This window comes from Sutcliffiella cohnii, from assembly GCF_002250055.1.
GTDB classification, from domain to species: Bacteria; Bacillota; Bacilli; order Bacillales; family Bacillaceae_I; genus Sutcliffiella; species Sutcliffiella cohnii.
Genome location: NZ_CP018866.1, coordinates 1,839,113 through 1,851,769 on the forward strand (window position 1 = coordinate 1,839,113; position 12,657 = coordinate 1,851,769).

Annotated in this window: 11 protein-coding genes; 7 read left to right on the forward strand and 4 right to left on the reverse strand. The window is 35.6% G+C overall.

The window, feature by feature from the left end:
- The first annotated feature begins 43 nt into the window (after window positions 1-43).
- Both BC6307_RS09065 and bcbE read left to right on the forward strand, forming a co-directional pair.
- Window positions 44-1,402 carry a TrkH family potassium uptake protein gene (locus BC6307_RS09065; RefSeq protein WP_066420484.1) on the forward strand — a complete coding sequence of 453 codons (1,359 nt, stop codon included), beginning with the start codon at window positions 44-46 and terminating at the stop codon, window positions 1,400-1,402.
- A gap of 351 nt (window positions 1,403-1,753) precedes the next feature.
- Entirely contained in the window at window positions 1,754-2,995 is a 1,242-nt protein-coding gene (gene bcbE, locus BC6307_RS09070) for a bacillibactin exporter BcbE (RefSeq protein ID WP_342351658.1), read from the forward strand.
- A gap of 98 nt (window positions 2,996-3,093) precedes the next feature.
- On the opposite strand, the gene BC6307_RS09075 is transcribed toward bcbE, so the two are convergent.
- Window positions 3,094-3,450, reverse strand: coding sequence for a DUF3905 domain-containing protein (locus tag BC6307_RS09075; RefSeq protein ID WP_066420486.1), 357 nt, complete (start codon window positions 3,448-3,450; stop codon window positions 3,094-3,096).
- A 181-nt stretch (window positions 3,451-3,631) separates the two neighbouring features.
- On the opposite strand from BC6307_RS09075, the gene BC6307_RS25025 reads away from it, so the two are divergent.
- Window positions 3,632-3,787, forward strand: a complete 156-nt coding sequence (locus BC6307_RS25025; RefSeq protein ID WP_094366109.1) for a hypothetical protein — start codon at window positions 3,632-3,634, stop codon at window positions 3,785-3,787.
- A gap of 13 nt (window positions 3,788-3,800) precedes the next feature.
- Window positions 3,801-3,968 (forward strand): hypothetical protein, encoded by a 168-nt coding sequence (locus BC6307_RS25030; protein WP_169714878.1) that lies wholly within the window; start codon window positions 3,801-3,803, stop codon window positions 3,966-3,968.
- Window positions 3,969-3,978: 10 nt separating this feature from the next.
- Here the strand turns inward: BC6307_RS25030 and BC6307_RS25725 are convergent, their stop codons facing one another.
- Both BC6307_RS25725 and BC6307_RS09090 read right to left on the reverse strand, forming a co-directional pair.
- Entirely contained in the window at window positions 3,979-4,164 is a 186-nt protein-coding gene (locus BC6307_RS25725; protein WP_412766296.1) for a hypothetical protein, read from the reverse strand.
- Window positions 4,165-4,229: 65 nt separating this feature from the next.
- Complete coding sequence (locus BC6307_RS09090) at window positions 4,230-6,002, reverse strand: B12-binding domain-containing radical SAM protein (protein WP_066421914.1); 1,773 nt, start codon at window positions 6,000-6,002, stop codon at window positions 4,230-4,232.
- A 234-nt stretch (window positions 6,003-6,236) separates the two neighbouring features.
- Between BC6307_RS09090 and BC6307_RS09095 the strand changes: the two genes are divergently transcribed.
- Together BC6307_RS09095 and BC6307_RS09100 are read left to right on the forward strand one after the other, a co-directional pair.
- Window positions 6,237-8,417 carry a PAS domain-containing sensor histidine kinase gene (locus BC6307_RS09095; RefSeq protein WP_066421911.1) on the forward strand — a complete coding sequence of 727 codons (2,181 nt, stop codon included), beginning with the start codon at window positions 6,237-6,239 and terminating at the stop codon, window positions 8,415-8,417.
- Window positions 8,418-8,422: 5 nt separating this feature from the next.
- On the forward strand, window positions 8,423-8,905 hold the full coding sequence (locus BC6307_RS09100) for a methylated-DNA--[protein]-cysteine S-methyltransferase (RefSeq protein ID WP_066421908.1): 483 nt from the start codon (window positions 8,423-8,425) through the stop codon (window positions 8,903-8,905).
- A 202-nt stretch (window positions 8,906-9,107) separates the two neighbouring features.
- Here the strand turns inward: BC6307_RS09100 and BC6307_RS09105 are convergent, their stop codons facing one another.
- Window positions 9,108-10,331, reverse strand: coding sequence for an IS110 family RNA-guided transposase (locus BC6307_RS09105; RefSeq protein ID WP_066422047.1), 1,224 nt, complete (start codon window positions 10,329-10,331; stop codon window positions 9,108-9,110).
- A gap of 356 nt (window positions 10,332-10,687) precedes the next feature.
- Here BC6307_RS09105 and BC6307_RS09110 point away from each other — a divergent pair, with 356 nt between their 5' ends.
- Window positions 10,688-12,145, forward strand: coding sequence for an IS1182 family transposase (locus tag BC6307_RS09110; protein ID WP_066422033.1), 1,458 nt, complete (start codon window positions 10,688-10,690; stop codon window positions 12,143-12,145).
- The last annotated feature ends 512 nt before the right edge of the window (window positions 12,146-12,657 follow it).

Here is a 12,657-nt window from a genome sequence, read left to right on the forward strand (position 1 = left end):
ATCTATCATATACATATAACAAGCAAGTAAAGAAAGGATTATTATGGGAAAATTTAAGTTTATGATAAATAAAAGATTACATAGTATGTCTCCTGCACAATTAATTGTAAGCTTTTATTTTATCGCAGTAATTATAGCGGTTATATTATTAAGCCTTCCAGTAGCTCGACATACTAGTGATGACTGGACGTTTATTAATGCATTGTTTACAGCGGTCAGTGCAGTAAGTGTGACAGGCTTAACAGTAGTAAATACAGCAGAAACGTTTACAGTACCAGGGGTATTTATTTTAGCGTTTGTTTTACAGTTTGGCGGCGTTGGTGTAATGGCTGTCGGTACATTTATTTGGTTATTACTTGGAAGAAAAATTGGACTCCGCGAACGAAAACTAATGATGCTCGACCAAAACCAATCCAATCTTTCTGGTATTGTTAAATTAATTAAGCATATTTTAGTTTTAATCTTAATAATTGAGTTAATTGGGGCATTAGTGTTAGGGACCTATTATTTATCGTATTTTCCAACGTGGCAGGAAGCGTATTTACACGGATTTTTTGCTTCTGTTAGTGCTACAACAAACGGTGGATTTGACATTACGGGAGAATCACTCGTTCCTTTTGCACATGATTATTTTGTCCAATTTATTACGATGCTTTTAATTACTACTGGTGCTATTGGATTTCCAGTATTGGTCGAAGTAAAGGAATTTTTAACAAATAGAAGTGGGAAGTTTCGTTTTTCTTTGTTTACTAAAATTACATCATTAACGTTTGCTCTATTAATTATATTTGGTACGATTATGCTCATCCTGTTAGAATTTAATAATTATTTTAAAGGTTTGTCTTGGCATGAATCATTTTTCTATGCGCTTTTCCAATCCGTTACAACTAGAAGCGGTGGTTTAGCAACGATGGATGTAAGTGAGTTCTCCTTAGCAACACTATTAGTTATGAGTGGATTAATGTTTATAGGAGCTTCCCCTAGCTCAGTTGGGGGAGGTATTAGAACCACGACTTTTGCCTTAAACATTTTATTTCTTTATCACTTCGCACGAGGTAAAAAGGATGTTAAAATCTTTAGAAGAGAAATCCACCATGAAGATATAGTAAAGTCATTAGTTGTCCTTTTATTAGCAATCATTATTGTAGGTAGTTCCGTCGTTATTTTAAGTGCTACCGAAAGCTTTGCTCTCATTCAAATATTGTTTGAAGTTTGTTCAGCTTTTGGAACGACAGGACTATCAATGGGTATAACTCCTGATTTATCTACAATTGGTAAGTTAGTGATTATATGTTTAATGTTTATAGGACGAGTTGGTTTACTGACGTTCCTATTTATACTAGAAAGTAAAGAAAAGCCACCGAATTATCATTATCCTGTTGAGCGAATTATTATAGGGTAACAGCAAGTCTATGGGGAACCATAGGCTTTTTTTATCGTTTTGGACCCATAAACGTTAAATTTTGTGGATAACTATTATTTTTACTTTCGTTACGTCTAGCTCCGGCGTTTAGGTCGTATCAAACTTCCCTTATCCGAAGTACGATAAGTCAACACCTGTTTAGCGCAGTTCGCCGTATTTCCTGTATCTCTACCAAGCGCCTGCGCTTTTGTTCTTAAATCCAGTTTTAATGCAACATTATAAAAATAGATAATTACCCACGTCTTTTTTTGGCAAAATATTTTCAAACAATCCAGACCATATTAAAAAAGGAATACATTATTGATTACAATGATTAAGGAAGGTATTGCTATGCAACATAAAAGGTGGGCAGTCGTGTCCATAGCTTCTATTCCTCTTGTGATGACTTTAGGAAATTCTATGCTAATACCTGTTCTACCAACCATTGAAAAAAAATTAGATATTACTTCATTTCAAGTTAGCATGATCATTACAGTATATTCAATAGTAGCTATCGTTCTTATACCGGTAGCAGGGTATTTATCTGACCGGCTAGGCAGAAAAGCGATAATCATTCCGAGTTTAATTATTGCAGCTGTAGGAGGAATCATTTCTGGGTGGGCCGGTTGGCAGGCCGAAAACCCATATTGGCTCATACTCGCCGGAAGGACGCTACAAGGCATAGGAGCTGCTGGGGCTTCTCCCATCGTAATGCCTTTAATAGGGGATATGTTTAAAAGTGAAACAGAAGTTAGTAAAAATCTAGGGATTATCGAAACATCTAATACGTTAGGAAAAGTACTTAGTCCAGTACTAGGTGCTTTATTAGCAGGAATTATTTGGTTTCTTCCATTTTTTGCGATACCGGCATTTTGTGCTTTATCTGTCGTTTTAATGATTTTTTTAGTTAAAGCTCCTAAAAAGGAAAAAGAGAAACCAGTTCCTTTCAAAGAATTTGTGCAAGGGGTAAAAGGGATTTTTAAGAGGCATGCCAAATGGCTTTTGGCCATTTTTATTATCGGTGGAATTTTGATGTTTATTTTATTTGGCATTCTTTTTTATCTATCTGATTTGCTAGAGAAAAAGCATGAAATTGATGGGTTGAAAAAGGGGCTATATTTAGCAATTCCGCTAGCGGCTCTTTGTATCGCTTCCTATATTACCGGTAAAAAGATAAAGGAAAACCAAATATTGATGAAATGGTTAATAGTAAGTAGCATCGGGTTTCTTGGTGGGGCAGTTTTTATTAACAGCTTTTTTGATAATGTATGGGTTACGATGGGGCTGTTCTTAGTTGGAGGTATCGGAATTGGTATATCCTTACCATGTTTAGACGCCATTATTACAGAAGGTATCGGAAAAGAAGAACGTGGAACAATTACTTCTATTTATAGTTCTATGCGGTTTATAGGTGTGGCGAGTGGACCACCTGCAATTGCGCTATTAATAGGTGCTTCAGAGAAAATCATGTTCTACGTCTTAACAGTACTTTGTCTAATTGGAGTATTTGTTTCATTAAAAGGAATACATCCTCCCCCAAATAAAGGAAAGCCGAATGAAGGAGACACAATTTGGAAAAAGTCAGGTGGTTAATATAAACCTCTGACTTTTTCATCGTTGAAGAAATTATAAGGTGTAAACTTTTCTTCTGCACACAAAAAGAGACGAACAGCAAACTGTTCGTCTAAATGTTAGTCACTTCCGTATCCTACATCTTTATCGGGATGCATGAATGGAACTCCTTGTGGATTTTTTGATTTTTCTACTAGTTCGCGGTTTTCTGCGGTGTTCCAACCGATATCGTTTGTAGGGTGAACCCACTCGTCACCAGCCATAATAGCAGGGTCAACATCATCAGACCAGTTGTTTAATGGTGAGTTTTCTGAACTGTATTTACTATCACCGATCACGACACCGTGGCTGTTTACAAATGGTGGTTTCATTTTAATATTAGAACCTTTAAATGATGGAGCGCTGATTTGATGTGGCATCGTCTCGTCTATAAATGGTACATCTTCTATATCATTTTGTTGCTTTTCTTTATCCATCTGCAATTCCACCTCCTACTAGCTTTACGAATAGTTTTACCTAATGAATTCTTTTTACTATTCGGATTGACAAAATACAAATGCGGATCTTTCCATTTAATAGCACGTAACATTCATTTAAAAATACAAAAACTAATGTTGTAACTTGAATCACACATTAAGAATTTAAGGGGTGATTGAGATGGCGAAAAGAAAAGTTGCTCGTAAAGCTGCATTGAAAGGAACAAAAACTCCGACAGAAAGTTTACCGGATACAGAATTTTCTAGTGCCTATGAAGGAGAAGATAGTATAAAGGGCGCTAATCGTAATTCGAAAAAAGGTAGACAAGGAAGATAAAGGAGAAGATAGAATGGAAAAGAAAGCGATAAAGCGTAAAAAGAAGCAAGCACATAAAAAAGATCATGCAATTGATAAAGATATATTAATGGAAGAGTTTGGACCAGAGTTTGGTGATATGAATGCAATTAAAGCTTATGAAAATGCGATAGAATCAAATAGCAAAAAAGGAAAATGCTAACGATTATTGGTTAGAACAGAAAATTAGGTTGGGACATAACTATTTTATCAAAATAAAAACGAACAAAAAACAGTAGAGTGGAAATAACCCGCTCCGGAAATATACTTCGCTTTCCGCGGGCGGCTGGTGAGCCTCCTCGTGCTTCGCACTGCGGGGTCTCACCTATGCCTTTCCTCCCGCTGGAGTCTACGTATATTTCCTCCGCTAGATTGTCGATTGTTCGTTTTTTTTCTTGATTATTTAGTTTTGTCCCAGCCGCAATTATTTTTGCACAGTTAATCTTTTTACATCTTCTAAAGGAGTACAATAAACTTCAGAACGGTTTAATGTTTGGTTAAAGTACACTAACATAATTTGTTTTGCTTCATGTACTTCTCCTGTTTGTAAAAAGTGTGCTAAGTCAAAATGAATTTCCTCTAAAATCGTATGCTTATATATATCTTTTTCAGATAATTGATGTTGTACAAAATTATCACCAAGTAAATCATTGTTAGCTAATATTCCTTGATAATAGTGAGATCGTTCATTTCGAGCAATTGATTCTGGCCACCAAGGTTTACGCGGCTTGAACTTTTGCCCCTTTACATAATCATACTTCATGATGCTTTCGATAATATGAATTTTTTGTGGGTGAGTTTCATGTAAAAATTCATATAATCGTTTGTATAGATCTTCTAATTGATGCCCTATTCGTGACCATCCACGTTCGTCCCAAAATGCCCCAAACTGTTGGAAAAAGTCAAAAGGAGTTTCAAAAACATGCGTGACCAAATATTCAACCGTTGTATCCATACGATGGTCGTTCCAATATTTTTCTAAAACATCTTCCACTTGTTTAATTCGTATGATGTCTTGAAAGCTTAACACATTGTTGCCCAACATTTCGTATGGTGCGTGATCCATATACAGATAGTTATGATCTGCAGCTCTTAATCGTAACCCTGTACCTCGTAATAACTTTAGAAATCCTAATTGGAGCTCCTCGGGGCGAAGTGCAAATACATCGTTAAACGTATTACGGAAACTGTTATAGTCCTCTTCCGGTAAGCCAGCTATTAAATCTAAATGTTGGTCAATTTTGTTTCCTTCTTTAACCATTGAAACAGTTCTAGATAGTTTCGAGAAATTTTGCTTCCTCATTACTAATTCATTTGTTGCGTCGTTCGTTGATTGGACACCGATTTCAAAACGGAAAAGTCCTTTCGGCGCATTATCGTTTAAAAATTGGATAACTTCTGGTCGCATAATGTCAGCAGTAATTTCGAACTGAAATACTGTACCCGGTTTATGCTCATCAATTAAAAACTGGAACATTTCCATTGCGTAACTACGGCTAATATTAAACGTGCGGTCGACAAACTTTATCGTTTTTGCTCCGTTATCCATTAAATAACGAATATCATCTTTTACTTTTTCACGATCAAAGTATCGAACACCAACTTCAATGGAAGAAAGACAAAATTGGCAACTGAACGGGCAACCTCTACTCGTTTCAATATAGGTGACTCTTTTTGATAGTTGTGTTTTATCTTCCTCAAAACGAAACGGTGATGGTAAATTTTTTAAGTCTACTTTGTTCCGTTGAGGAGTAATGACGTTTTTTCCATCTTTTCTGTATGCCAAGCCAGAAATTTGCTCGAAATTTTTATCACTATTTAACTGTTGTAGTATTTCTTTAAACGTTATTTCACCTTCGCCGATAACGATGAAATCAACAGAGGTAAGTCGATCAAGCCAATAAGAAACGTCGTATGTTACTTCTGGGCCTCCTATAATAATGGTTAAGTTTGGATTAATCTTTTTAAGCATATTAATAATTTTTATTGTCTCTTCAATATTCCATATATAACAGCTGAAACCTATTATTTCAGGATTACGTTGAATAAGATCGGAGACAACATTCATAGCAGGGTCTTTAATCGTATATTCGGCTAATTCAACATCAAAATCAGGCTCTGCATATGCTTTTAAATAACGGATTGCTAAGTTCGTATGAATATATTTTGCGTTTAATGTCGTAACTATTGTTTTCATTTTTATAAACTCCTATTTTGAAATATAACTTATTTATTCTATCATACGAATAGGAAAAATCGCACTATTTTACTGTTGTTATTCCTTGTATAATATTAGCAGTATGAACATAAAGTGTGAAAATATTACAAAAATATTGATTAGTAATAGATTTAAGTGTCAAATGGAAAGGAATCTATGCTCTTTTTGTAGAAGTAGTTATTAGTTATATTGTAGGAACGGGTGTGATAACGTATGACAAATGGAATGAAAACGGATGAAACGGTAGAAAATCTCCAAAAAGAACTCGCTAAGTTGAAGCAAGAAAATGAGTTGAAGGATATGTTATTTCGTGTTGCAAACGATGCACTAGTAATTCTAAATAAAGAGAGCTATTTTGTGCTAAGCAATCCGAAGGCATGTCAATTATTTGATTTAACGGAAGAAGAGTTAAAGAAACGAACGTTATACGATTTTTTACAGTTGATGACAATAGATGAAGTGAAAAATCAAAAATATAAAATAGATAGTAACGGTCAGCATCGGGACGAATTAATTTTAAAACTAGATAACGGTGATATTAAAATAGTAGAATATACAGTAGTTGCAAGTGAGGAACGAGAAACATACACGGTTGTAATGAGAGAAGCAAGAAAAGTAGTCGATTATGGACCGACTCGTAGAGCACCAATGTATCAAGAAGTGTTTACTCGAGCAATTGATGGTATAGTCCTTTTTGATAGAGAAGGAGATTTCATTGATGTAAATCCAGCGTTTTGCTCTAGCCTTTCCCAATCAAAATATGAATTAATTCACAATACTTTATATGACCTTGTAGAGGAACAATATCGATTTAAGATTGAAAAAATGTGGAGATTTTTAGAGGAGTATGGGAGAGTACGAGGAGAGCTACCAATTACGACGAACGATGGAGTAACAAAATTATTTGAGTTTTCCATCACTGCTAACATTTATGATGATTATTATTTAGGTATTATGCGTGATGTTACCGGAAAGCGAAATATGGAACTGCAACTTCAAAGGAGTGAAGAGCGGTTCCGACAAATGTTTCAAAAAGCTACAGATCCAATTGTGCTACTAGACAATAATGGTATCATAGTGCGAGCGAATCCTGTTTCAAGTAGAACGTTTGAAGCTCCGCTCGATGAACTAATAGGTGCAGATATACGTCAATTTTTACCGAAAGAAAGTTACCAAAGGTTTGGTCATATTGCGAGACAATTCATTATGAAAGGGGAAATTCGTGAAGAACTTCTTTTTCATATGGCAAATGGTCAAAGTAAATTGCTGGAATTTACTGCTAGCAAAGGAACGATTGATGGCTATAATATTGTCATTTTCCGTAATGTTAGTGAAAGAAGAAAAATGGAAAAAGATTTACGAGAAAGTGAACAAAAGTTTCGGAAGATATTTGATAATGCAATGGATGGAATTGTACTATGGGATGACAATTTCTCGATTATTGATGTTAATGAGAATGCTTGTAAAATAATAGGGATAGAAAAAGAACAACTTATGAATAAAACACTTCATAATTGTTTGCCGAATGAAAAAATAGAGACGGTTTACGACAACTGGAATAACTTTGGTGAACTGAGCGAAATAAGTGGGGAATCTGTTTATGTTACGGAAAAAAGTCAAAGGATTATCGAATATTCAGCGAAGAAAAATGTAATTCAAGGTTTACATATGACTTTCTTCCGAGATATTACTGATAAACGCGAGATGGAGGAACAACTGAAAAAGTCTGATACCTTAAATGTAGTAGGAGAGCTTGCTGCTGGAATTGCTCACGAAATAAGAAATCCGATGACAGCATTAAAAGGATTTATTCAGTTATTACAGAGCAGTGTAGATGAAAGCAAGTATTCGATGTATTTTGATGTTATTAGTTCAGAGCTAAATAGAATTGAATCGATCATAACAGAATTTCTCGTGCTAGCTAAACCGCAGGCTATTTCATATGAAAAGAAAGATGTCACAAAAATTATGAAAGAAACACTTGATTTAATGAGCGCGCAGGCGGTTTTAGAGAACGTACAGTTTGAAACGTTTTTTGCGAGTGAGAAAGAAATATTATACTGTGAACCAAAGCAATTGAAGCAAGTCTTTATTAATATATTAAAAAATGCGATTGAAGTGATGCCTAAAGGCGGGACGGTTACTATCTCAATTAGTGAAAAGAACGACTATGTTACTATTTCAATTAAGGACCAAGGAATTGGAATACCTGAAGATAAACTGAAAAAATTAGGGGAGCCGTTCTATACAACGAAAGACAGGGGGACTGGATTAGGCTTAATGGTAAGTTATAAAATTGTAGAAGAACATAAAGGTTATATTGAAGTAGATAGTGAAGTAGGAAAAGGGACAACCTTTCACATATATTTACCGAAGAACTTAAATGAGAGGTGAGAGGTTTGTATTTTTATAAATCAATAGATATCGACAGTTTTGGTCAACTTTTTATCGTATGTGATGAAGAAGCTTTAGTAAGTGTCGATTTTTTTGAAGAGGATTTAAAATCTTTTCAGCCTTTAAAGTGGGAGCCAGAACATCCAATTTGCTTATTAGTTGAAAAGCAGTTACTTGAGTATTTTAATAATGAGCGGATAACCTTCGATTTACCGATACGTATTCAAGGTACTGAATTCCAACGACAAGTTTGGGATGCGTTGAAAAATATACCATATGGAACGTTGCAAAGCTATAAAGACGTGGCTGTTGCAATCAATAATCCGAAAGCAGTTAGAGCTGTTGGGCAGGCTAACCGTAGAAATCCAATTCCAATTGTTGTACCGTGTCATAGAGTAATTGGTCATAATAAAAAACTAGTAGGTTATGCAGGAAATAATGTGCATTTGAAAGAACGATTATTAGAAATCGAAGGTATACAACTTTAAAAAAGAGGCTGAGATGAAACTAATACGATCATGATAAAAAACGAAAAATTGCAGAATTAGCGGAGGAAATATACGTAGACTCCTACCATGAAAATATAACACTAAAATATGGAAAAATGGCAATACTAAATTAGACGCAGCTTATTCTTGTTTTTTGAGGAGAGCGTCATACTCAAAAATCTATCGACTTTTTGGGATCGCTTTATGAAACTTTTGGTTCAACTAGTGTCACGGTGTAGCCTAAATTTTCTAATCTTCGTAGTGAATGTCTAACAATGGACTGTTGTCTTTGCTTATCGAAGTAGTCTTCTCCTAGATCTACGTACATTTCCTTTCGTGTTAAGAGATAATAGGAGATTCGTAACATCGCATGGGCTACAACAACTGCTGCACGCTTTTTACCTTTACGTGAAGCAGTCCGACGGTAAAGTGCACCAAGGTAGTTTTTAGACCCTCGAACAGAATGAGCTGCTTCAATGAGTGCTGATTTAAGATATTTGTTTCCTTTCATCGTTTTGGATGACTTACGTTTTCCAGCACTTTGGTTATTTCCTGGAACTAAACCCGCCCATGAACATAGTTGGGGTGCAGTCGGGAATTGCTCTTTTATATTTGGACCAATTTCTGCAAGCATTTGTTCCGCCATTTTTCTTCCAATGCCAGGAATGGAATCTAAACGATCTATGTCTTCTTGATCGTCTTCCATCCTTTTTTCTATCTCTTTGTCTAGTTTATCGATTTGCTCAGTTAGGAAATCGATATGATCCATAATCGTTTTTATCATAAATCGTTGATGTTCTTGAATATACCCTTGAAGTGCGAGTTTCAATTCATCTTTTTTATTTTTCATTCTTCCTCTCGCAAAGTTTGTTAACTCTTCAAGGTCTTCATTCCCTTCCGCTATGGATCGAAGCATATCACGAGAAGAAACTCCCATAATGTCAGAAACAACAGAGCCAAGCTTGATATTAGCTCCTTCTAACACTTTTTGAATCCGATTATATTGTCTGGCACGTTCTTCAATTATGCTACGACGATAACGCACAAGTTCACGTAATTCTCGCTGATTTCGGTCAGGAATATAACTAGCTTTAAGTAAACCGTGACGAAGTAATTTGGCAATCCATTCGGCATCTTTCACATCGGTTTTACGCCCAGGAACAGCTTTAATATGTTGAGCATTCACAACTAGAAATTCAATACCTTCTGCTTCTAGTAAATTGACAATAGGTTTCCAGTAGACACTTGTACTTTCCATCGCCACATGGGTACAGTTGTGTTTCTTAACCCAGTCCACCAACTCTATAAGATATATAGTTTTAGTTGAAAAAGTTTCAATCTCCTTTCCTTTTGCTGTAATGGCACATGCAGTAATGCTATCCTTGTGGACATCCATACCACAAGCATTCTCAATGATTACTTCCATTGAAAACATCCTTTCTACGGCGAAGAAGTTTTGAGGCTGGTGCAACAACCAGAATAGGGTTAATCTACCATGAGTGCTTCCCATAAAGGGAGCAACAATCTGTGATGCACCGTGGTCGAAGGAGTCAGACTGCGGGGAGGGCTCACACACACCAAGGAGTCACGACCTTCCTCATCCAGCCGTAGCATTAGTATAGCCACGCAAAAACCATTTTCATTCTCTGTGGTGTATAGCTTGTAATACATGAAAGACTGCGGGAGGTAAGGCGAAGTTGCTGAAAAAGTCCCTATAAGAATACACAATATCCCCACTTTTTAATATAATTAACCTATTATATTAAAAAGTGGGGATTTCCAATGTTAGAACGACAGCCTTCATTACCTTTAAGCGCACATTACCAACTTTACGATATGTTAATTCCGAAAGATAACTTTCTTCGTCAAATGAAGGAATTGGTCGATTTTAGTTTTGTGGAAGAGGAACTAGAAGATAAGTATTGTTTAGATACTGGGAGAAATGCTGAACCACCTGTTCGAATGTTTAAATATTTACTTCTAAAACAAATACATGATCTGTCTGATGCAGACTTAGTTGAACGAGCTAGGTATGATTTGTCTTTTAAATATTTTTTGGATCTTATCCCAGAGGCTTCTGTTATCCATTCTAGTACTTTAACCAAATTTCGAAGACTACGTTTGAAAGATAAGGACTTAATGAATGTACTTGTGGCGAAGACAGTCGAACTTGCATTGGAACACGAGGTTTTAAAGAGTAACACGATTATTGTAGATGCCACGCATACATTATCACGTTTCCATTCCAAAACAGCGAATGAATATGTTCAAGAGAAATCTAAATCATTACGGAAAGTTGCCTATCAACATCAACCATCTATAAAAGAAAAGTTCCCAGATAAACCAGCCACAGATTCATTAGAAGATGAGTTAGCTTATACCACTGCCATACTCGAGGTTCTCGAAAAAGAGGAACAATTAAAGCAGTTGCCAGCTATTAAAGAAAAAATCAACATGGTAAAAGAAGTTGTGGAGGATATTCAAGAAGAAGCGAATTATGGCGGAGATCCCGATGCACGAAAAGGATATAAAGCTTCAGATTATTCCTTTTTGGGATATAAGACACATATTGCGATGTCAGATGAACGCATTATTACGGCTGCCGTGGTTACCTCAGGTGAGAAAAGCGATACCAAGTACTTAAAAGAATTGGTAGAGACTAGTGAGGAAAATGGTTTCATGGTGGATACAGTAGTTGGAGATACCGCATACTCTAGTAAAGATAATCTACAATATATGAATGAGAACGAAAAGCAATTAATTTCTCGCCTGCATCCTATCATTACGAACGGAAATCGTAAAAGAGGAAAGGAATTTGAATTTAATAAGGACGCAAATATGTATGTATGCCCCGCTGGCCATTTAGCTAATAAGAAGTCAGTTAAAAAAAGACAAGATACATCCCAGAATCCGCAGTTGAAATACTTTTTTGATGTAGAGAAATGTAAAGTTTGTCCGCTACGCGATGGCTGTTATATAGAAGGGGCCAAAACCAAAACGTATTCAGTATCGATTAAATCCTCGGAACACCTTTCCCAAGAAGCATTTCAAGAAACAGAGGAATTTAAGCGATTAGCTAAAACACGTTACAAAATTGAGGCTAAAAATAGCGAATTAAAACATAGACACGGGTATAAAAAAGCCAATTCCTCGGGTCTATTTGGTATGAAAATACAAGGAGCTACCACCATATTTGTCACTAATATGAAGAGGATAATCAAACTAATAAATGAAAAATAGGTAAGAAATTGACCTGTGAAGGAGATAAAAAGGAGTATTTTCTGATTAAAAATCAAAAAGTACTCCTTTTATTTCTATAAATTTTTATCTGGTTTAAATATAACAACCTTTTTCAGCAGCTTCGAGGTAAGGCATAGGTGAGACCCCGCAGTGCTTTAGCACGAGGAGGCTCACCAGCCGACCGCGGAAAGCGAAGTATATTTCCGGAGCGGGTTATTTCCACTCTACAATTTTCTGTTCGTTTATTTATTAGATCAAAATAGTAATGTCCCGACCTCTCTTTGTTGAGTAAAAATGGAGATAACAATATATTTCTTTTTTGGACAAGTTTTTAAAAGCCAATAGACTGCATATAATTTACTAATACAAAAAAAGTTGCATTAATACAACATAAGGGGTGTTTTTAATGCGTAAACGGAAAAAATTAGTTTTTTATACGGAAGTTTTAAGTAAATTACATGTAATTGATAAAGAACAAAAACAACAAATATTGTATAGGCTTGGTAAATAAT

Excerpts from the sequence above, each read along its gene's own strand:
- bcbE (WP_342351658.1), top strand. The coding sequence starts at position 1,754 with ATGCAACATAAAAGGTGGGCAGTCGTGTCCATAGCTTCTATTCCTCTT.
- BC6307_RS09105 (WP_066422047.1), bottom strand. The coding sequence starts at position 10,331 with ATGGAAGTAATCATTGAGAATGCTTGTGGTATGGATGTCCACAAGGAT.
- BC6307_RS09090 (WP_066421914.1), bottom strand. The coding sequence starts at position 6,002 with ATGAAAACAATAGTTACGACATTAAACGCAAAATATATTCATACGAAC.
- BC6307_RS09065 (WP_066420484.1), top strand. The coding sequence starts at position 44 with ATGGGAAAATTTAAGTTTATGATAAATAAAAGATTACATAGTATGTCT.
- BC6307_RS09075 (WP_066420486.1), bottom strand. The coding sequence starts at position 3,450 with ATGGATAAAGAAAAGCAACAAAATGATATAGAAGATGTACCATTTATA.
- BC6307_RS09095 (WP_066421911.1), top strand. The coding sequence starts at position 6,237 with ATGACAAATGGAATGAAAACGGATGAAACGGTAGAAAATCTCCAAAAA.
- BC6307_RS25025 (WP_094366109.1), top strand. The coding sequence starts at position 3,632 with ATGGCGAAAAGAAAAGTTGCTCGTAAAGCTGCATTGAAAGGAACAAAA.
- BC6307_RS09110 (WP_066422033.1), top strand. The coding sequence starts at position 10,688 with ATGTTAGAACGACAGCCTTCATTACCTTTAAGCGCACATTACCAACTT.
- BC6307_RS25030 (WP_169714878.1), top strand. The coding sequence starts at position 3,801 with ATGGAAAAGAAAGCGATAAAGCGTAAAAAGAAGCAAGCACATAAAAAA.